The following is a 17,806-nucleotide window of genomic DNA, read 5'->3' on the forward strand; positions in this document are numbered from 1 at the left end:
CCCGGCGCGAAGCCGCGCCGCGCGCGGGCCGTCAGCGTCTGCGCCAGTTCCAGCCACTGCCGATTCCCGCCACGTGCAACGCCAGCGCGGTCAGGCCGAGAAGCATCACATTGGTCGAGGTGAAGGTGTCGTTGGTCGAGATGTCCGCCGCGTTGATCAGGAAGGAGATGAAGAACAAGACCGCGGAGAGGATCGCCAGCATGATGTCCGTCCGTTCACGAAGTCGGGTGCGTACCGTGTGCGATCCGGATGCCCGCGACCGAGCCGAACACACGGGCTAGCGAGCGGGAACCCGTCGAGCCTCCAGGGCCACGTTCGTGGACCGCCGGCGCACCTGTCACACCCTCAACATCCGAGGTCAGCGCCCGGACCGGGCCTCACCAGGCAGTTCGTGGAAGCCGCTGCGCGCCGCCCGCCGCCCGCATAACGTGCGGTATCCCGAACCGCTCCCCCACCTTCCGCGCGGTCCGCACCTCTTGGGGCCCTCGACCTACCAGGAGATCTTGGGATGTCCTCCGACAGCTCCCACTTATGTTCCGGCCTTCCGCCCGAGTCGTCTCCGGCGCGGCACCGGCCCGGCCGCCACGCCTTGCCCGCCCCCTCCCCGGGTCCGCGGCCGTCCCGCCCGGCCGACGGGCGTCCCTCCTTCCCCACCCGCTCGTGGGCAGGTCCCCACCGCGATCTGCGGCTGCTGCGCCGGGCGAGTCGTCGGCTGCGCCGCGTGGCGACGTTCGCCGCGCTCGGCTACTTCGCCGTGTTCCTCACCCTGACCGTCGAGCTCCCCGACGTCATGACCCGCCCCGCTCCCGGCGGCCTGCCCGTCGGGCTGGTGCTCGCCCTCGTCCAACTCCCGGTCACCTGGCTGGCGGTGGCCCTCTTCGAGTTCATCGCGCACCGGTACGTCGACCCGCTGGCCCGGCGCGTGCGCCGGCAGGCGTACGGCGCGGTCGACGGGGAGCAGCGGCCATGACCGACTTCGACGGCACCGCGCAGTCCTGGTCGCTCGTGGCGTTCTGCACGGTCGTGACCCTCACCCTGCTGCTGTGCGTGCTCACCGGCCCCGATCGCGACGACCTCGCCGAGTTCTACACCGGCTACCGGTCCCTGTCGCCCCTGCGCAACGGCCTGGCGATCGCCGGCGACTACATCTCCGCGGCCACCGTGCTCACCGTCGGCGGGGTCATCGCGCTGTGCGGGTACGACGGTGTCGTCCTGGCCCTGAGCACCCTGCTGTCCCTGCTGCTGCTGATGGTCCTGCTGGCCGAACCCCTCCACCACACCGGCAGGTTCACCATGGGCGACGCACTCGGCCGGCGCCTGCCCGGCCGGGCGGTGCGCGTCACGGCCTGCGGGGTGACCCTGGCCTCTCTGGTGCCGATGATGGTCGTCCAACTCGCGGGCGTCGGGCAGTTGCTGGCCTACGTCCTCGGCTTCTCCGACAGCGCGATGCAAACCGGCTGCGTCGTCGGGGCCGGAGCGCTGATGATCACGTACGCGGCCATCGGGGGGATGCGGGGCACCGCGCTGATCCAGATCCTCAAGACGGTGATGCTGCTCGGCTCCGGGCTGATCGTCGCCGCGCTCGTCCTGCACACGTTCGGCTGGAGCCCGCAGAACCTGTTCCACGCCGCCGCACGGCGCAGCGGGGCCGGCGACGCGTTCCTGCGCTGGGGGCTGCAGTTCGCCGGCGGGGCCCACCGCGGCCTCGACATGATCAGCACCCAGTGCGCCATCGTGCTCGGCGGCGCCTGCCTGCCGCACGTCACCATGCGGATGTACAGCGCCGGCAGTACGCGCCAGGTCCGGCGCGCGATGAGCTGGGCGGTGTCCACCGTCGCCCTGTGCGTCGCCGTCGTCATCGTCATCGCCGTCGGCGCCACGGCCCTCATCGGGCGGACCGGCGTCACCGCCGCGGACCCGCAGGGCAACACGGCCTATCTGCTGGGCGCGCGAGCCGCGTTCGGGACGCAACTGTCGCACGCGGAAGCCCTCTTGTTCACCGCGGTCACCACGGCGATCTTCCTGACACTGCTGGCCTCGGTGGCCAGCATGACGCTGGCCTGCGCCAACTCCCTGGCCCATGACGTCGCCGCCGCCCGCCGCACCACGACGCCGCAGCGGGAGACGGCCCTGGCGCGTCTGGCCGCCCTGGCCGTGGGCGCCCCGGTGATCCTGCTGGCCGTGGTGGCGCAGCACCGCAGCCTCCAGCCGCTCGCCACGCTGTCGTTCTGCCTGGGCGCCTCGGCCATCGCGCCGGCCCTCGTCTACAGCCTCTTCTGGCGCCGCTACACGCGCGCCGGCCTGCTGTGCACCCTGATCGGCGGCAGCGTGAGCGTCCTCGTCCTCATCACCGGCACCAACCTCGTCTCCGGCACGCCCCGATCGGCCTTCCCGGACGCCGACTTCAACTGGTTCCCGTTCACCACGACGGCTCTGGTCTCAGTACCGGCCGGCTTCCTGTGCGGCGTGCTGGGCACCCTCCTGTCCCGCGACGGGACCACCGTACGGGCGCGGGACCGTTACGAGGCCGTCGAGCCGCTCCTGCTCGCCGGGCCGTCGCGGCACGCGGGCGGATGACGCGCCGCGCCGCGTTCACGCCCGTACCGGCGCGCCGCCCTCGAACGCGCGATCCCGCGCTACACGAGTCGCGTCACCACCACGACGATCAGCACCAGCAGGATCAGCACGGCCGCCACCTTCAGCGGACCGAACCGGCGGGGCGGCGGTGCCTCCGGCGGGAGCGGAGGGGCGGGTGGCGCCGTGGCCTGCACCGGCCGCGGGGCGTTGAAGACGTCGTGGCCGGTGCGCGCGGCCCGCTCGCACCAGGGGCAGGACGGCAGATGGGAGCCGTACGTGTGCAGCGGCCGGGCGGGACACACCCGTATCCGCGTCCGCTCCCCGTCCAGTGCCCGCAGCCAGGCCTCCGCCGGGGGGCGGGCCGCGGGGGCCCGGACGCCGGGGCCGAAGGCGGCGCGCGCCAGGGTGAGCAGGCCGGGCGGGAGCACCGACGGGTCGACCGTGCCGCGTGGGACGGTCACCAGCTCCGGGCGCACCACGTACGAGACGCTGGCGGCGATGTTGTCCTTCACGGTCGACTCGGAGGCGCTGTCGTGCGGTACGCCCCCGAAGGGGTGGTTGCCGGCGGTCAGCAGCTGGTAGACGAGCACGGCGAGGGCGAAGTCGTCGCTGGACCGGGTGGCGGGTGCACCGGTCTGCCGCTCGGGGGCGGAGTAGTCGGTGGTGTGCATCAGGCAGGGGAACGGCTCGCCCGTCACGGGATCGGTGAAGGCGATGGAGTCGCAGTCCAGGAAGGTCACGAAGCCGTTGGTGTCGACGACGACGTTGCTGCTGGAGAAGTCGCCGATGACGAGGTGGTCGCCGTGCATGCGCGCGGTCATGAAGGCGAGGTTCCAGGCGACGCCGAGCAGGAAACGCCAGTCGGCCCGGTCGGGGAAGAGCCGCGTCCGCTGCGCGCGCGTGAACAGGCCGACCAGCTGGACGTGTTCGGGCTCGCCGAAACGGTGCATGCCGTAACCGAGGAACTCACCGCCGCTGCCGCGGGCCAGCGCGGTGGGCCAGGCCAGCTCGGGCGGCTGGAAGCGGTTGGTGGGGCGGGCGGCCAGGGGTGACATGGTCAGCATGCGGGCCAGCCGCCGCTCCTGGTCGGGGCCGGGCGGGTCGCGGTAGAGCTTGACGACGGTGGCGTGGTCGCCCTCGACCGGGAAGACGGCCGCCTGGCCGCCGCCCTTCAGCGGTGCCCCGGCGAGCACCACCGGCCTGCCGTCCAGATGGACCACCCGTCCGCTCATGGCCGGGTCCGGCGCACGGCTCGCAGCAGCGTCTTGTCGTCCGCGTTCAGCGCGGTCAGCCGGTCCGACCTGAGCAGCGCGGCGAGGTTGTCGTATGCGCCGTCGGGCACGGGACCGGGGCCGTCGAGGGAGCGGAAGACGGCGTCGGCGAACGAGGCATTGGGCGTGGGCGGTCCGTCGGCGGACCGGGTGAGCGCGGCCTGCGCGAGACCGTCGGTGGACAGCAGGACGCCGTCGACGCCCGCGTCGCACACGCAGTCGGTGTGCACCTGACGGGCCGCGTCCGGCGAGGTGAGGAAGACGGTCTCGTTGCTGTACTCCCCGGCGGCCGGCGGCTGCGGCAGCAGATGGAACTGCCGCCGTCCGTCCTCGCTGCCGGCCCGCAGCACGACGAAGCCGTCGCCGACGCTGAGATGGCCCAGCCAGCCCGGCGCGAGCACCACGACGGTGAGGGTGGTCGCGAAGTCCGCGGCGGCCGCGCCGGTGGTGTCCAGGAACACCTTGGTGACGTCGTGGAAGGCGTCCAGCAGCAGATCGTGCACGCGCTCGCCGGGCGGCGCGTCGACGGCCGCGGCGGCCCGCCGTACGAAGTGCTCGCCCGCCAGCGCGACCGCGAGCCGCGAACCCTCCTCGGAGCGCGGCCGGCTGCCGGCGCCGTCCGCGACGGCCAGGACTGCGAGCCGCCCGGACTCGGTGTGCGCGCACGCGTCCTGGCAGGGGCGGCCGTCGCGGCGGTGCCGATAGCCCTCGACGCTCATGCCGTGGATCCGCCAGCCGGCGCCGCCCTCGTCCATCGCCTAGCTCTCCCAGGCCGGACGCTGGGTCTTGAACTGGCTGAAGATCTTCTCGAACACCTCGTCCCCGGCGCCCTTCTGCTCGGCGTTGGCACTGGCGGACATCATCTGGAGCAGCTCCCGGAAGGGGAATCCGTGGAGGGTCGCGTGGAACTTCGGCGCGAACGCCCGCAGCACCTGCTCGCCCAGGTCGGTGATGCCGCCGACACCGATCGCGTAGAGCCGGAAGCGGCGGGCCCCCTGCTCCCCGGCCAGCACCGGCACCAGCCGCTGCCAGGCGTCGGTGCGCCGGCCCTGCGCGTCGGTCGGCAGCCCGTCCGTGACCAGGCAGATCTGCGGGCGGTAGTACTGCAGGCCGCAGGCGCGCAGTTCGGCCTTGCGGGCCGCGACGATGTGCATCGCCAGCTCCAGGGCCTCCGTCATCAGGGTCACGCCCGTGGCACCCAGCTGCGGCGGCCGGAACTGGTGGGCGGGCACGAACGGGCTCACCGGTGCCCCGGGGGCGAGCGGCTGGGGCCCCCGCCACACGGCGACGGCCTGCCCGCCGAAGGTGACCACGGCGACCTCGACGCTGTAGCTGAGGGCGACGTCGTCGTGCAGCTCGCGGGTCCATTCCACGAGCGCATCGTTGAGCGCCCGGATCGGGGGGCCCGCCATGGAGCTGGAGGTGTCCAGGCACAGCACCAGCGGCAGGCGCTGGGCGTTGTTCTCGAACTCGATGTCGGCGTACTCCGCCGGCAGGGTGGGCGGGTATTCGCTGGACATGGCGTCTCCTGGTGCGGCGGTGCTTCAACGGGCCTGGGTGTGGCGTCCGGTGGCGGGCGGGAAGGCGTACAGGACGTCGGCGTCGCGATCCGCCGCGTCGGCCACGTCGACGTGCGCTCCGGGCGCGGGCGGGGTCCGCTCCGGCCGCGCCCACACCGCCCGGTGGAGCACCCGGTCGATCTCGACGTATCCCTGGGGGTGCAGACAGGTGCGTACGACGGCGGGGCGGGTGGGCCCCGTCCGCACCGGCGGGCCCGGACGCGGTGCCGTGCCCGGACCGGTCCGGGCGGGCCCGGTGGTGCCGCCGGTGCTACCGGGTGAGGCCCGCAGGGCGCCGGCACCGGGGGCGGCGAGGGAGCGGGATCGGCGCACGACGTGGACGAAGGCGGCCAGCAGGAGGGCGAGCAGGGCGCCCAGCACGGCGACGCCGATCAGGGCAGGGTCCGGGCCGGAGTGTTCGGCGGACGTGTTCTTCGCCGCGGCCGACGAGGCGGCCGGCGTGCGCGGAGCGGGGCCGACCGCGACCGAGTGCTCCGCGCCCAGGGTCGCGACGTCCGGCCGCGCGGCCAGCTCCGTGCCCTCGCGGTCGTGCGCGCCGAGGACGGTGCACAGGTCGTCGCGGACCCGGGGGTCACAGGCGCCGACCTGCTTCAGTTCCCGCACGGTCGAGGGCGTCAACCGGCTGACACGGGCCCGCGGATCGACGAACCGGTGGCCTGCCAGCACCAGCAGCACCGTCCCGCCCTCCCCGGTGGTGACACCGGCCGGCACCTGGACCGCGAGGTTCTCGCGCTGCCTCACGACGCGGGCGGCCAGGTCGGCACGGTCGCCTGCGGTGTCGAGGGGCAGTGCCTGGTTGAGCCGGACGGTGACGGCCCCCTTGCCCAGCCAGGCGGACCAGCACCGCAGCCGCGGGGAGAAACCCGCGTCGCACCCGTCGCCGGCCGCGGTCGCCGGACTCGTCGGCACTACCGTGAGGAGAATCCCGAACAGCATGGTGAAACAGACTGAACGCCTCATGGGCAACCCCCCGCGGCCTGAAAAGGCCCGTGCCCATATTGAAGGCAATACGCCCTTGTCCGAAAGGGGTTGAGAGCCCTCACGACCGTCACTTCTACAGCTTGAACACCTGATGGCAACGGGTGAACATCTGCCGCGCCCGTTCCACCCAGTCACTGGCCAGAGCGTCGAAGTCCGGCTGGGTGACACGGCAGGTCAGCGGCAGGTTGCACACCCCGGCGAGACAGGGGCGCGGCCCTCGGACGTCCCATACGGAGAGCATCGGATTCAGTTGTTCGGTATTCCACGCGTTCGAAGCGGCGGCGGCGACGGCCAGTTGGTCATGGCGCAGGAAACGGCCGTCGGTCACGAAGGCGACGAGCAGCCGCTTGGTGGTCATGAATCTGACGGTGAGCGTACGGCCGGTTTCGTCGAGATCGAATTGGAGGGACACCGAGTCGGTGTCCGCCACGGCGCGGTAATTCCGGCCGGCTCCCCATTTCTGCACCAACTGCCGCCAGTGCGTGCCGATTTCCAGCACGGTCGCGGGCGACGACTCAGCGGGCGGCACGGCCCACCGCCCGGGCGACCATGTCGTCGGTCAGTCCGGCGTCCAGGAGCGCCTGGGCGTGCAGCAGCAGACAGGAGGGCACGGACACGCTCGCTCCGGAGTCGCGGCGGGCGGCCAGTTCGCCGACCCGGATCTCGATCGTGCGCCGCACCCGGGGTGGGGGCCACGACGGCGGTGGCCCGCTCTCCTCCACCAGCGCGGCGAGCAGCTCGCCGAGTCCGGGCCGGTCCTCGGGCCGTTTCGCCAGGCAGCGCGCGAGCAACGGCCGCAGCTCCTGCGGTACGGCGTCCAGGTGCGGTCGGCCGAACACGACCTGGTAGCGCACCGAGTCCCCCGCCCCGTACGGCGGTCTGCCGGACAGCGCGTAGACCAGGACCCCGCCGAGCGAGAAGACGTCGGTGGGCGGGCCGACGGCCGCGCCCTTCATCTGCTCGGGCGACATGAAGGACGGCGTGCCGACGACGATGCCGGCCTGGGTGAGCCCGGGGGCGCCGTCGACGCGGGAGATCCCGAAGTCGATGACGCGCGGCCCGTCCGACGCGAGCAGCACGTTGGCCGGCTTGAGGTCGCGGTGCACGACACCGGCCGCGTGCACCGCCTGCAGCGCCTCGACCAGGAACGCGCCCAGCCGGCGCACCTGTTCCTCGGGCAGCGGCCCGTCCGTGCGGACCGCCTCCGCCAGCGACGGCCCGGGCACGTACATGGTGGCCAGCCAGGGCAGTTCGGCGTCGGTGTCGGCGTCGACCACCGCCGCGGTGTAGGCCCCGCTGACGACCCGCGCGGCCGCGACCTCGCGGGCGAAGCGCTCGCGGAACTCGGGCTCCGCGGCGAGTTCGGGTCGCACCACCTTCACGGCCACCTCGCGGCCGGCCGGCGAGCGGCCGAGATAGACCCAGCCCATGCCGCCGGAGCCCAGCCGCCCCACGATGCGGTACGGCCCCACCTTCATCGGATCGCTGACCGGTGTGCGCATCCCGCTCACCTCGTTTCGGGGTTCGTTGCAGAATGTCCCGAGTGTCCCGCGAAATCCCGGTCCGCACAGAGGTGATGCGGGAAATGACGCGAGCGGTCACCAGGTGGGGATCATGCCGCCGTCGATGACGAAGTCGCTGCCGGTGATGTTGGCCGAACGGTCCCCGGCCAGGAACACGGCCAGCTCCGCCACCTCCTGGGGCCTGGTGAAGCGTCCGGTGGGCATGGACGACCTGGCGTCGGCCACGATGTCCTCGGGGCTGCCCCCCACCGCGGCCGACACCGTCTCGGCCACTCCTCCGCCGCCGAGCCACAGATCCGTCTCCACCGGCCCCGGGCTCACCGTGTTCAGGCGGATGCCCTGGGGACCGACCTCCTTGGACAGGGCCTTGGAGAAGGCGACGAGCGCGGCCTTGCCCGCGCTGTAGTCGATCACCAGCGGGTCGGGCAGGGTGGCGTTGACGGAGGCGATGGTGACGACGGAGCCCCTACCGGCCGCGAGCATGGCCGGCAGTGCGGCGCGGGTGACCCGTACGGCCGCGAGGAGGTTCAGGTCGAGTGTGCGCAGCCACTCCTCGTCGGTCACGGAGAGGAAGCCGTCGGTGCGGGGCGGAGCCGTACCGACGTTGTTCACGAGGATGTCCACCCGGCCCCGCGCTGCCTCGATCAAGTGCCCGGCCGCCGCCGGCTCGCTCAGGTCGACGGGCACCCAGGTCACCGAGCCCCGTTCGGCCAGCCCGTCCAGCTCCTTCGACGTCGTCCGGGAACCGGCGACCACGGAGGCTCCGGCGGCCGCGAGTGCCTCGGTCACGGCGAGCCCGATGCCCTTGCTCGCACCGGTGACGACGGCGGTTCTGCCCTGAAGTTCGTTGCCCATGACATCGGCTCCTCGGGAAGGGGGAGGGCGGGCCGCGGCCCGGAAACGGCGCGGCCCGGCACCCACGGTGCCAGGCCCGTACCGGCTTCGCAGGGCGAACCGGTCGCGTCCCTCGGTCCGCCGCGTCCGCGGGCGCGCGTCGGTCCCGCCGCTCCGGCCCGGCATCGCGCGCGGCCGGAGGCGGCGTCCCCACCCCTCGACGTGGGCCGTTCCGCCTTCCCGCGGCTCAGCCGAGGATGCGGCGCTTCTGCTCCTCGAACTCCGCCTCGGTCAGGACGCCCTGCGCCTTCAGTTCGCCCAGCTGCTTGAGCTGCGCGATCTTGTCGTTCATGTCGTCCGGGGGCGCGGCGGCAGGCGGTGGCTGCTGCGGAGGCGCCTGCTGGTACGCCTGCTGTTGCTGTTCGTAGTCCTGCTGCGCCCACCGTCCGGCCTGGCGCCGTGAGACACGGTTCGACACGGCCGTGGCGGTGCCGGCGACGACGGCGGTGCGCGCGACACCGCGAAGCAGTCCGGGCATGTCCACTCATCTCCCAGGGGTGTGGCCCGCCGGCACGGCGACGCGTGCAGCGGGCTCGGGTCTCGGGTCTCGGGTCTCGGGTCTCGGGTCAGGCGATCGCCGATCCCGCTCCGGACGGCGAGGTCTCGATCGCCTCCAGGGAGGCCAGCAGAGCCTGGACCGGGATGCGGCCGCCGGCCACCATCTGGGCGCCGCCACGCCTCAGCGCACGGGCCAGCGGCGCCGCCCACACGTTCTCGTAGACGAGGAGGGCCGCGGAGTTGCCCGGCTGCAGCACACGGCCCGCTTCCTCGATGTCGTCGTCGCCCATCAGGCCGGAGGAGGCTCCTTCGAAGACGGTCAGATCGACCTCGTCCCCCAGGTCCTTGAGCTCCACGACCGAGACCGCGCCGTCCGCGTCCTTGCGCACGAAGAGGAAGTCGAGAATGCGGATGATGCCGCGGTCCACCAGGTCGACGAGCAGGGGGAGCCCCTCACCCGTCATCCGATTTCCGGGGAACTCGACGACCAGATAGTCGACGGGCCCCATTTCTTCCAGGTCGTCACTCATGGTCACTCCTGATTTCCGGTACGGGACCGACGGCCGGCGCGGGCCGGCGTGCGGCAGCTCACCAGCGCCGGGCCGCGGGTCAGTCGCTGTCGTCCAGCAGGCCGAAGACCTCGGCGATCTTGCCGGCCGCCGAGACGATACGTGCGCTGCCGACCACCGGGGCGATCGCGACGAGCGTGCCCTGCACCTTCTCCCAGGGCACGCCGCTCTCGGCGGCGGCACCCACGTTGAGCAGGTAGCTGGAGGGCGCCGCGTCCGTGGCCACCAGCGCGGCGATACGTGCCAGCAGGTACGTCTCGGTGTCCAGACCGGACTTCTCGAAGGTGTCGAGTTGCATCTCGACGAGCGTTTCGAACACCGGGGCGTCGGCCTCGGCAAGGCTCCCGATGTTCCGTTCGGCGATGGTCTCTCCGGCCATGTCGGCGCTCCTTTCGCTCCTGGCGCGCTGCTCATGCTCACGCAACCGGGACGGGGCGGCATCACCCATGGCGGGTGGTCCGACCGGCACCGCCCGGACGAGGTCACCGCTCATCGCCGCGTCCGAACCTCGGATAGGCGATCAGCCCGAAGATGTTCCCGAAGGCACGGATGGCCAGCCACACCTGGGGCGGGTACTGCCGTGTCCGCCGCTGCCGGGCGATGTCGGCCATGCACAGGACGGCGGGAAGGACCGCGATCAGCGGCACGATCACGGCCCACGGCGTGTTCGGCGACGAACCGAAGGTGTCGGCCAACATGGCGGGTCCTTGGGGGCGGGTGCCGTGGGGCGGGTGGCTTGGGCCCGGCGGCTGAGGCCGACCGGAGGGCTGAGGTCTCGGAGGCTAGCGGCCGGGGGGCTGAGGGCCGGGGCGGACGCCGCGGGGGTTGGGGCCAGGGGGTGGGCCGCTGGGGGGCGCTGAGGCTGGGGAGACGGACAGGGGCCGGGAGCCCGGGCCGGGGGCTGAAGCCAGGCGAGCCCAGCCCCTGGGGGGAGGCCGTGGGACCGTTCATCCCTCCACCTGGGCGACCCGGCAGTCCATGTCTCGGGCCACCGCGAGGGCCCGGTCCCGATGGATGCCGGCTGGTGGACGACCACGAGCACGGTGCCGTGTATGGCCCGCAACTCCGCGAAGAACGCGCGGGGTTCGGGGTCGCCGTTGGGCACGTCTGTCGAAGGCCTCCCCATCAGCGGTCTGCCGATACCTCCGGAGCCGGTGGCATTACCCGCGGACCATGCGTGCGAGCGGGGGAGGACCGGTCGTACCAGCCCCTGAGGCCAGGAGCCCCATGCGGGGCCACGAAGAAGGCAGTGGGGGAAGCCCCACCGATCGTGGCCGCCGTGCGCTGTGGGTGCGCCATACCCGACACGGAGATCTGCACGGGATGACAAACCCATCCCCGAGCCCGAGCGGCCGGTTCGCCTCCGACGACGTGACGGCGCTGCGCGCCCGCGTCACGGAGCCGTCCCGCACAAGGGCGCGCATCCCTGCCGACTGTGGAACGCGGGGCGACAGGGGCTCCGCGAGGGCCGCGGCCGCCGACAGGCCGTTGCCGTGTGGTGGCCGGACCTGCACCCCTTCAAGAAGTTCTAACCATTCAATAAGTCTTGACAGGTTAGAACTGGGCTGCTTGACTCGTTCTTGTGCACGCACGCGACGAAGGAGCTGAGTGAAATGGGCAATCCTGTGACCTACCGATCAGTCGATGTCGACGGCCTGAAGGTCTTCTATCGGGAGGCCGGTGCCAAGGACGCGCCCGCGGTGCTGCTCCTGCACGGCTTCCCGAGCGCCGGCCACATGTTCCGCGATCTGATCCCGCTGCTGGCCGACCAGTACCGGGTCATCGCCCCCGACCTGCCCGGCTTCGGCCAGTCCGACATGCCCAGCCGTGACGACTTCGACTACACCTTCGACAACGTCAGCAAGGTGATCGGCCGCTTCACCGAAGTCATCGAGCTGCAGCGGTTCGCCGTCTACGTATTCGACTACGGCGCCCCGACCGGGTTCCGCCTGGCGGTGGCGCATCCCGAGCGGATCGCCGCGATCATCTCCCAGAACGGCAACGCGTACGAAGAAGGGCTGAGCGACGGCTGGGCACCCGTCCGCGCCTACTGGGAGGACCGCTCCGAGGCCAACCGCGAGGCGCTGCGGGCTTTCCTGGCTCCGGAGACCACCGTCTGGCAGTACACGCACGGCACGCCCGACCCGGCGGCGGTGTCCCCCGACGGCTACAGCCTCGACAACTACTACCTGGCCCGGACCGGCGCCGACGAGGTACAGCTCGACCTGCTCGGCGACTACAAGTCGAACGTCGCGCTGTACCCGACCTTCCAGGAGTACTTCCGCCGGCACACCCCGGCGTTCCTGGCCGTCTGGGGACGCAACGACCCCTTCTTCCTGCCCGCCGGCGCCGAAGCGTTCATGCGTGACAACCCCAATGCCGAGGTGCAGCTCTTCGACACCGGGCACTTCGCGCTGGAGACCCACGCGGACGAGATCGCCGAGGCGATTCGGGCCTTCCTCGGGAAGGTCGAGTTCTAGGTTCTGTCTGGAGCTCGGATCACGATTCGGTGGATCGTCTGCGCACCGAGGCCCGGTCCTGATAGATCGTCAGTCATGGCGCGAGGCGATCTCACCGACGAGCAGTGGGCCCTGATCGAGCCCCATCTCCCGATCGCCGCGGTCGGGCCCATCCCCGACCTGCGGAAACACTTCAACGCGGTGATGTGACGCTTCCGCACCGGCAGCCCTTGGCGCGACCTGCCGAACGAGTTCGGGCCCTGGCAGAGCACTTACGACCGCTTCCGCATCTGGGTGGGGCAGGGAGCCTTCCAGCAGTTGATGGAGGCGTTGATCGCCGAAGCAGCCGCGCGCGGTGAGACCGACATGGGCCTGGTCAGCGTGGACTCCGCGACGTCCCGGGCCCACCACCACGCCGCCGGGATGATCCTCGACGCGGAGCAGTTGGCAGCTCTGGAGGCGGCCGTCGAGTCTGAAAAGGGGGCGCCCCGAAGGAACAAGAGCCGCGAGAGGGACAGTCCGACGCCGACGACCGCGCTGAACGGCGCCGGACCCGCCGACGGCACCGCGCCCGCTTGAACGCTGCTGAACTGGGGCGCTCTCGAGGCGGGTTGACCAGCAAAATCCACCTGGCGGCCGACCGGCGCTGCCGCCCGCTGGCGTTCGTCCTCACACCCGGACAGGCCGGCGACAGCCCGCAGTTCGTCCCGGTCCTGGAACGGATCAAGGTGCGCGGTCCGTGGGACGCCCGAAGACCCGGCCGGACGCGGTGGCTGCCGATAAGGCGTACTCCTCTCGCCGCAACCGCCGCTACCTGCGCAAACGAGGGATCCGCGGGGTGATCCCTGAGAAGGTGGACCAGGCCGCCAACCGCAAGAAGCGTGGCTCGCGCGGCGGCCGCCCCGTCAGCCACGACGCGGACTTGTACACCGAACGCAACACCGTGGAGCGGTGCATCAACCGCCTGCGGAACTGGCGCGGCATAGCGACCCGCTTCGACAAGACCCCGCAGAGCTACGAGGCCGGGCTCCACCTGTGCGGTGCGATGCTCTGGCTCCGCAGCATCGCACCCCATCCATGATCAAACTCCAGACAGGACCTAGAGCAGCCCGGCATCCAGGGCCTCGCCGGAGAACGCCACGCAGAGCCGTGCAGGTTCTGGCATTCCGTCATCTTCCAGCCGCATCGGGCGTGCCCGCGTGCACGCGGTCGGCTCCCACAACCAAGGAGTTTGTCACCATGTCTTCGGACATCACGGTCGTCCTCGTCCACGGCGCCTGGGCGGACGGTTCCAGCTGGATCAAGGTCATCGGCCGGCTTCAGGCCGAGGGCATCCGTGCCGTCGCAGCCCCCCTGCCGCTGACTTCGCTCGAGGACGACGTGGCGGCGCTGGACCACGCTCTCGACCACGTCGGCGGTCCGGTCGTCCTGGTCGGCCACGCCTACGCCGGTGGCGTGATCGGTGCCACCGCGGCGGACAACGTCCGGGCACTGGTGTACGTCGCGGCTCTCGCGCCGGACGAGGGCGAGACCATCGGCGAGGTCTTCGGGCGCGGCACTCCGCATCCGCAGGCGCCGGTGCTGGCCCCGAACGAGCGTGGCTTCATGTGGCTGCCCGACGAGGCGTTCCCCAACGCGTTCGCGCCGTTGGCCACCGCCGAGGAGCAGGCTCTGTTGCGGGCGGTCCAGCGGCCGATCTCGGTCGCCTCGATCACCACTCCGGTGGGTCGTCCCCTGTGGAAGGACCGCCCCACCTGGTACCTCATAGCCGAGCAGGACCGGATGATCCCGGCCGAGAACCAGCACTTCATGGCGGAGCGCATGGGCGCCTCGGTGCGGGTGCACGACGTGGACCACACGCCGCTCGTGACGGCCCCGAAAGCCGTCGCCGACCTCATCTCGGATGTCGTGGCACAGGTCGAGAAGGATCTGTAGCCGACTGCGGCACCACGTCCGACCGGTGGCAGGGAGACGACGCCCCGACCGCCTCCCTGCCACCGGTCTCCCCACATCCGGCAGGGGCGGGCGGTCCAGCCTCACCCGGCACGCAGGATCTGTGTTTCCGGTGCGATGACCACCATCTCCTCGTCCCCGAGCAGGCGTCCGGTGGCTTACGGGGCTTCGGACGCGAGGATGAAGATCCCGGCGACCTTCTCGTCGGTGTCGAACGTGACGCGGGCCTTCATGTCGCCGGCCTCGTAGCGCAACGGGACGTCGACGACCGTCTGGTCGCCGATCCGGCGGACGGACGGCTCGTCCTCGCCGAAGCCCTCGAACGCTCCCACCAGCCCGGCGACCGTGGCCAGGCCGCTGCCCCGCACCTCGTCGGTGAACGCCTCCAGGACCTGCGCGTTGAACGACCGCCTCGCCTCGTCCATGCGCCCGTCGAGGACCGCCTTGACGATCGCGACCGCACGCGGCGCGGCGTCCGCCATGCGCACTGTCCTGTCCATGGGTTCTCCCGTCCGGGGATCGATGGGCCGGCCGAACCGCTGGAAGGCGGCCTGGCGCGTGACGCCGAGCAGATCGCCGATCTCCTGCCAGGTGTGCCCGGCGTCCCGGCACAGCTGCACGCAGAGCTTGAGCACCTGCTCGGCCAACTCGTCGAGGCCCCGGGCCTGCCGGACCACGTCCAGGTAGGCGGGCGGCGCCAGCGGGCTGCCCAGCGCCTCCGCCAGAAGCGAGGACCGCTCGGCGAGCAGGCCGCTCAGGGCGGCCGGCGACGGAGAATCGGCCATGCGTCAAGGATGCCTTTACACGACTTCGGCGTCAAGGGATCCTTTACAGCACGGCGCGCACCCGCACGGCCGGTGCTTCAGAGTCCCGCTCGGGTGAACGTCACATGGGTGACGCCGCTGGGCGAGGAGACGGACTCGACCCGGTAGTCCTTCTCCAGGTCCTCCAGTCCCTCCCACAGGCGCACGCCACGGCCGAGCAGGATCGGGACCACCACGACGTGCAGGTGGTCGATGAGCCCGGCCGCGAGGAAGTCGCGGATCACGGTCGGGCCCCCGCCGATGCGTACGTCCTTGCCGCCCGCGGCGTCGCGGGCCGTCTCCAGCGCCTTGGCGGGCTCGGTGTCGAGGAAGTGGAACGTCGTGCCGCCCTCCATCTCGATCGACGGACGCGTGTGATGGGTGAGGACGAAGGTCGGTGTGTGGAACGGCGGGTTGGGTCCCCACCATCCCTTCCACTCCGGGTCCTCGTGCCAGCCGGGATGACCGAACTTCCCGGCGCCCATGATCTCCGCACCGATCCCGGGGTCGAACTGCAGCGCGAAGGCGTGGTCGACGCCGGTGCTCCCGCCGGGCCGGCCGACCATGTCGTGCCAGAACCGGGTGTCGAACATCCACCCGTGCAGCCGCTGCCCGGCGTGGCCGAACGGCGCGTCGAGGCTCAGCCCCTCACCGGTGGCGAAGCCGTCGAGCGAGACGGAGAAGTTGTGGACGCGTGCGAGTGACATGGCTGACGATTCCTCTCCTGGCGCCGGCCGGTCCCGTCCGGACCGGCTCGGCCCTGCGGCCTTGGCGGACGCCCCGCTGCCGGGACGTCCCGTGCCCCGATTCTCGCGTCAGCCGGGCGGCGGCGCCCACCGAAACGGGGTACCGCCCGGCTGACACGGCCTCAGTTCTCCGCCGGCTCCGCCGCGGTGAGCGCGAGGCCGCCGCGTGGTCCGAGCGCGTCGATCGCCCAGCCCGAGACGGCCGTGGCCGCGGCCACGGCCGAGCCCGCCGCGCTCGCGGAGCCGAGCCAGGAGAACGCCTGGGTCAGGACGTCCCGGTGGACGGCCGATTCGGTGAGGACCGAGAAGAGCGTGAGAAGCGGCGGGATCGTGGCGCCGGTCAGCGCAGCGGCCACGCCCAGCTCCAGCGGTGAACCGACCGTGAGCAGCAGCAGCGTTCCGGCCGTCTACGCACCGCTCGCCACACAGGGCAGTACACCTAGCGGTTGACGGAGCGCATGCCCGCCTCGTCGTACCGCTCCCCCGCCGCCTGCGGCAGTTCCGCGTCGATGCGGGCCAGGTCGTCCTTGGTCAGCTCGATGCCGACCGCGCCGGCGTTCTGCTCCAGGTAGGTGCGGCGCTTGGTGCCCGGGATCGGCACCAGGTCCTCGCCCTGGGCCAGCACCCAGGCGATGGCGAGCTGCGCGGGCGTCACGTCCTTCTCGGCGGCGATCTCCTTCACCTTGGCCGCCAGCCGCTGGTTCGCCTCCAGGTTGCTGTCCTGGAAGCGCGGGTTCTGGCGGCGCCAGTCGTTGGCGTCCAGGTCGTCCGGCGAGCTGAACCGGCCGGCGAGGAAACCGCGGCCGAGCGGCGAGTACGGCACGAACCCGATGCCCAGTTCCCGGCAGGCGGGCAGCACCTCGGCCTCCACGTCCCGTGACCACAGGGAGTACTCGCTCTGCACGGCGGTGATCGGGTGGACGGCGTGGGCGCGCCGGATGGTCTCCGCGCTCGCCTCGCTCAGCCCGATGTGCCGCACGGTGCCCTCGGCGACCAGCTCGCCCAGCGCGCCGACGGTCTCCTCGATGGGCACGTCCGGGTCCACCCGGTGCTGGTAGTACAGGTCGATGTGATCGGTTCCCAGCCGCCGCAGCGAGCCGTGGACCGAGCTGCGGACGTGCTCGGCCGAGCCGTCCTGCGGACCGACGGTGCTGATGTCGCCCGGTACGGCGTCGTCCATCCGGTAGTTGAACTTCGTCGCGAGCACGTACGCGTCGCGGTGCCCCCGGATCGCCTCGCCGACGAGCGACTCGTTGGTGAGCGGCCCGTACATCTGCGCGGTGTCGAGGAAGTTCATGCCGAGGTCGAGGGCGTGCCGGATGGTCGCGATCCCCTCCTGCCGGTCCGCCGATCCGTAGAAGGCGGACATGCCCATGCATCCGAGGCCGATGGCCGATACCTGGAGGTCCCGCAGACTGCGCTTCTGCATGCCGTGTCCCAGCCTTTCGCTCGTTCGTCGTGCGGCCGGCGGCGTCCGTCCCCTGACGGACTCGGCCGTCCGGCGTCCCGTGGCGCGCATCGGCCCGCGAGGCCCGTGCACCACGGCGTTGTCGACGCTACGACCTGAAGCGCGCTCGAACGCAAGTCAGCCGGTCCTACGTTGTTCGTGGGTTGGACGGGCCGTCGTAAGGTCCTGAGATCCAGAGACGCCGGGTATGGCTTTCAGTCGGTTGCACCAGATGGTTCACCGCACCTGGCCGCCCGGCGTCTCACGACGACTCGGCCGCTGATTAGGAGCTGCGGGCCCCTGCGGGTGCATCGCTGAGTAGGACCACGCTGGCGAGGTCGTCCGGAGCAACAGCGCGCATCGAACGACCGGAGGAACAGGTGGCCCGGATCTGGGCGGGAACGGACATCGGCAAGACCCACCACCACTGCGTGGTGCTGGACGCAGAGGGCAAGCGGCTGCTGTCGCGGCGAGTGCTGAACGACGAGCCGGAGCTGCTGACCCT

At 71.7% G+C, this 17,806-nt stretch carries 21 protein-coding genes and 1 pseudogene; 6 read left to right on the top strand and 16 right to left on the bottom strand.

From position 1 onward, the window contains the following. Positions 1-31: 31 nt before the first annotated feature. Positions 32-202 carry a hypothetical protein gene (locus ACIRPX_RS39990; RefSeq protein ID WP_384258636.1) on the bottom strand — a complete coding sequence of 57 codons (171 nt, stop codon included), beginning with the start codon at positions 200-202 and terminating at the stop codon, positions 32-34. Between the two features lie 306 nt (positions 203-508). On the opposite strand from ACIRPX_RS39990, the gene ACIRPX_RS39995 reads away from it, so the two are divergent. Both ACIRPX_RS39995 and ACIRPX_RS40000 read left to right on the top strand, forming a co-directional pair. Continuing rightward, the gene (locus tag ACIRPX_RS39995; RefSeq protein ID WP_404204705.1) at positions 509-970 is read left to right on the top strand and encodes a DUF485 domain-containing protein; all 462 of its coding nucleotides are present in this window, start codon (positions 509-511) and stop codon (positions 968-970) included. Continuing rightward, a complete protein-coding gene (locus ACIRPX_RS40000; RefSeq protein ID WP_404204707.1) occupies positions 967-2,577 on the top strand; it encodes a cation acetate symporter in 1,611 nt (536 codons plus the stop codon). Before ACIRPX_RS39995 ends, ACIRPX_RS40000 begins: the two co-directional genes overlap by 4 nt. Positions 2,578-2,636: 59 nt before the next feature. On the opposite strand, the gene ACIRPX_RS40005 is transcribed toward ACIRPX_RS40000, so the two are convergent. The 11 genes from ACIRPX_RS40005 to ACIRPX_RS40055 form a co-directional block, all read right to left on the bottom strand. Beyond that, positions 2,637-3,809 (bottom strand): hypothetical protein, encoded by a 1,173-nt coding sequence (locus tag ACIRPX_RS40005; protein WP_404204709.1) that lies wholly within the window; start codon positions 3,807-3,809, stop codon positions 2,637-2,639. After that, a complete protein-coding gene (locus tag ACIRPX_RS40010; RefSeq protein ID WP_404204711.1) occupies positions 3,806-4,603 on the bottom strand; it encodes a PP2C family serine/threonine-protein phosphatase in 798 nt (265 codons plus the stop codon). The genes ACIRPX_RS40005 and ACIRPX_RS40010 overlap by 4 nt, the downstream gene beginning before the upstream one ends. Positions 4,604-4,606: 3 nt before the next feature. Then, positions 4,607-5,368 carry a hypothetical protein gene (locus tag ACIRPX_RS40015; protein ID WP_404204713.1) on the bottom strand — a complete coding sequence of 254 codons (762 nt, stop codon included), beginning with the start codon at positions 5,366-5,368 and terminating at the stop codon, positions 4,607-4,609. Between the two features lie 24 nt (positions 5,369-5,392). Further along, a complete protein-coding gene (locus ACIRPX_RS40020) occupies positions 5,393-6,388 on the bottom strand; it encodes a hypothetical protein (protein WP_404204715.1) in 996 nt (331 codons plus the stop codon). A gap of 94 nt (positions 6,389-6,482) precedes the next feature. Next, complete coding sequence (locus ACIRPX_RS40025) at positions 6,483-6,908, bottom strand: hypothetical protein (protein WP_404204717.1); 426 nt, start codon at positions 6,906-6,908, stop codon at positions 6,483-6,485. A 16-nt stretch (positions 6,909-6,924) separates the two neighbouring features. Next, entirely contained in the window at positions 6,925-7,911 is a 987-nt protein-coding gene (locus tag ACIRPX_RS40030; protein WP_404204720.1) for a serine/threonine-protein kinase, read from the bottom strand. Positions 7,912-8,007: 96 nt separating this feature from the next. Further along, positions 8,008-8,787: an oxidoreductase gene (locus ACIRPX_RS40035; RefSeq protein ID WP_404204722.1), complete on the bottom strand. Its 780-nt coding sequence runs from the start codon at positions 8,785-8,787 to the stop codon at positions 8,008-8,010. A 226-nt stretch (positions 8,788-9,013) separates the two neighbouring features. Next, positions 9,014-9,304, bottom strand: a complete 291-nt coding sequence (locus ACIRPX_RS40040; RefSeq protein WP_404204724.1) for an SHOCT domain-containing protein — start codon at positions 9,302-9,304, stop codon at positions 9,014-9,016. Positions 9,305-9,392: 88 nt separating this feature from the next. Further along, positions 9,393-9,854, bottom strand: coding sequence for a DUF6325 family protein (locus ACIRPX_RS40045; RefSeq protein ID WP_404204726.1), 462 nt, complete (start codon positions 9,852-9,854; stop codon positions 9,393-9,395). 79 nt (positions 9,855-9,933) lie between these two features. Further along, on the bottom strand, positions 9,934-10,272 hold the full coding sequence (locus ACIRPX_RS40050; protein ID WP_404204728.1) for a carboxymuconolactone decarboxylase family protein: 339 nt from the start codon (positions 10,270-10,272) through the stop codon (positions 9,934-9,936). A 103-nt stretch (positions 10,273-10,375) separates the two neighbouring features. Then, on the bottom strand, positions 10,376-10,591 hold the full coding sequence (locus tag ACIRPX_RS40055; protein WP_404204730.1) for a hypothetical protein: 216 nt from the start codon (positions 10,589-10,591) through the stop codon (positions 10,376-10,378). 915 nt (positions 10,592-11,506) lie between these two features. On the opposite strand from ACIRPX_RS40055, the gene ACIRPX_RS40060 reads away from it, so the two are divergent. From ACIRPX_RS40060 to ACIRPX_RS40070, 3 genes and pseudogenes are all read left to right on the top strand, one after another. Then, positions 11,507-12,373 (top strand): alpha/beta fold hydrolase, encoded by an 867-nt coding sequence (locus ACIRPX_RS40060; protein WP_404204732.1) that lies wholly within the window; start codon positions 11,507-11,509, stop codon positions 12,371-12,373. Positions 12,374-12,448: 75 nt separating this feature from the next. Next, positions 12,449-13,433 (top strand): annotated as a pseudogene (locus tag ACIRPX_RS40065) (IS5 family transposase). A 158-nt stretch (positions 13,434-13,591) separates the two neighbouring features. Then, positions 13,592-14,287, top strand: a complete 696-nt coding sequence (locus ACIRPX_RS40070) for an alpha/beta fold hydrolase (RefSeq protein ID WP_404204734.1) — start codon at positions 13,592-13,594, stop codon at positions 14,285-14,287. Between the two features lie 176 nt (positions 14,288-14,463). Here ACIRPX_RS40070 and ACIRPX_RS40075 read toward each other — a convergent pair whose 3' ends face one another. From ACIRPX_RS40075 to ACIRPX_RS40090, 4 genes are all read right to left on the bottom strand, one after another. After that, positions 14,464-15,090 carry a DUF3887 domain-containing protein gene (locus ACIRPX_RS40075; RefSeq protein WP_404204736.1) on the bottom strand — a complete coding sequence of 209 codons (627 nt, stop codon included), beginning with the start codon at positions 15,088-15,090 and terminating at the stop codon, positions 14,464-14,466. 77 nt (positions 15,091-15,167) lie between these two features. Then, positions 15,168-15,815: a dihydrofolate reductase family protein gene (locus ACIRPX_RS40080; RefSeq protein ID WP_404204738.1), complete on the bottom strand. Its 648-nt coding sequence runs from the start codon at positions 15,813-15,815 to the stop codon at positions 15,168-15,170. 161 nt (positions 15,816-15,976) lie between these two features. After that, positions 15,977-16,210, bottom strand: a complete 234-nt coding sequence (locus ACIRPX_RS40085; protein WP_404204740.1) for a hypothetical protein — start codon at positions 16,208-16,210, stop codon at positions 15,977-15,979. Between the two features lie 83 nt (positions 16,211-16,293). Next, positions 16,294-17,283, bottom strand: a complete 990-nt coding sequence (locus ACIRPX_RS40090) for an aldo/keto reductase (RefSeq protein ID WP_404204742.1) — start codon at positions 17,281-17,283, stop codon at positions 16,294-16,296. Between the two features lie 398 nt (positions 17,284-17,681). Here ACIRPX_RS40090 and ACIRPX_RS40095 point away from each other — a divergent pair. Next, positions 17,682-17,806: transposase (locus ACIRPX_RS40095; protein ID WP_404204746.1), on the top strand; the 125-nt coding region annotated here is incomplete at its 3' end.

The organism is Streptomyces sp. NPDC101225 (genome assembly GCF_044767585.1).
GTDB lineage: Bacteria > Actinomycetota > Actinomycetes > Streptomycetales > Streptomycetaceae > Streptomyces.

Excerpts from the sequence above, each read along its gene's own strand:
- ACIRPX_RS39990 (WP_384258636.1), bottom strand. The coding sequence starts at position 202 with ATGCTGGCGATCCTCTCCGCGGTCTTGTTCTTCATCTCCTTCCTGATC.
- ACIRPX_RS39995 (WP_404204705.1), top strand. The coding sequence starts at position 509 with ATGTCCTCCGACAGCTCCCACTTATGTTCCGGCCTTCCGCCCGAGTCG.
- ACIRPX_RS40000 (WP_404204707.1), top strand. The coding sequence starts at position 967 with ATGACCGACTTCGACGGCACCGCGCAGTCCTGGTCGCTCGTGGCGTTC.
- ACIRPX_RS40005 (WP_404204709.1), bottom strand. The coding sequence starts at position 3,809 with ATGAGCGGACGGGTGGTCCATCTGGACGGCAGGCCGGTGGTGCTCGCC.
- ACIRPX_RS40010 (WP_404204711.1), bottom strand. The coding sequence starts at position 4,603 with ATGGACGAGGGCGGCGCCGGCTGGCGGATCCACGGCATGAGCGTCGAG.
- ACIRPX_RS40015 (WP_404204713.1), bottom strand. The coding sequence starts at position 5,368 with ATGTCCAGCGAATACCCGCCCACCCTGCCGGCGGAGTACGCCGACATC.
- ACIRPX_RS40020 (WP_404204715.1), bottom strand. The coding sequence starts at position 6,388 with ATGAGGCGTTCAGTCTGTTTCACCATGCTGTTCGGGATTCTCCTCACG.
- ACIRPX_RS40030 (WP_404204720.1), bottom strand. The coding sequence starts at position 7,911 with ATGCGCACACCGGTCAGCGATCCGATGAAGGTGGGGCCGTACCGCATC.
- ACIRPX_RS40035 (WP_404204722.1), bottom strand. The coding sequence starts at position 8,787 with ATGGGCAACGAACTTCAGGGCAGAACCGCCGTCGTCACCGGTGCGAGC.
- ACIRPX_RS40040 (WP_404204724.1), bottom strand. The coding sequence starts at position 9,304 with ATGCCCGGACTGCTTCGCGGTGTCGCGCGCACCGCCGTCGTCGCCGGC.
- ACIRPX_RS40045 (WP_404204726.1), bottom strand. The coding sequence starts at position 9,854 with ATGAGTGACGACCTGGAAGAAATGGGGCCCGTCGACTATCTGGTCGTC.
- ACIRPX_RS40050 (WP_404204728.1), bottom strand. The coding sequence starts at position 10,272 with ATGGCCGGAGAGACCATCGCCGAACGGAACATCGGGAGCCTTGCCGAG.
- ACIRPX_RS40055 (WP_404204730.1), bottom strand. The coding sequence starts at position 10,591 with ATGTTGGCCGACACCTTCGGTTCGTCGCCGAACACGCCGTGGGCCGTG.
- ACIRPX_RS40060 (WP_404204732.1), top strand. The coding sequence starts at position 11,507 with ATGGGCAATCCTGTGACCTACCGATCAGTCGATGTCGACGGCCTGAAG.
- ACIRPX_RS40070 (WP_404204734.1), top strand. The coding sequence starts at position 13,592 with ATGTCTTCGGACATCACGGTCGTCCTCGTCCACGGCGCCTGGGCGGAC.
- ACIRPX_RS40075 (WP_404204736.1), bottom strand. The coding sequence starts at position 15,090 with ATGGCCGATTCTCCGTCGCCGGCCGCCCTGAGCGGCCTGCTCGCCGAG.
- ACIRPX_RS40080 (WP_404204738.1), bottom strand. The coding sequence starts at position 15,815 with ATGTCACTCGCACGCGTCCACAACTTCTCCGTCTCGCTCGACGGCTTC.
- ACIRPX_RS40090 (WP_404204742.1), bottom strand. The coding sequence starts at position 17,283 with ATGCAGAAGCGCAGTCTGCGGGACCTCCAGGTATCGGCCATCGGCCTC.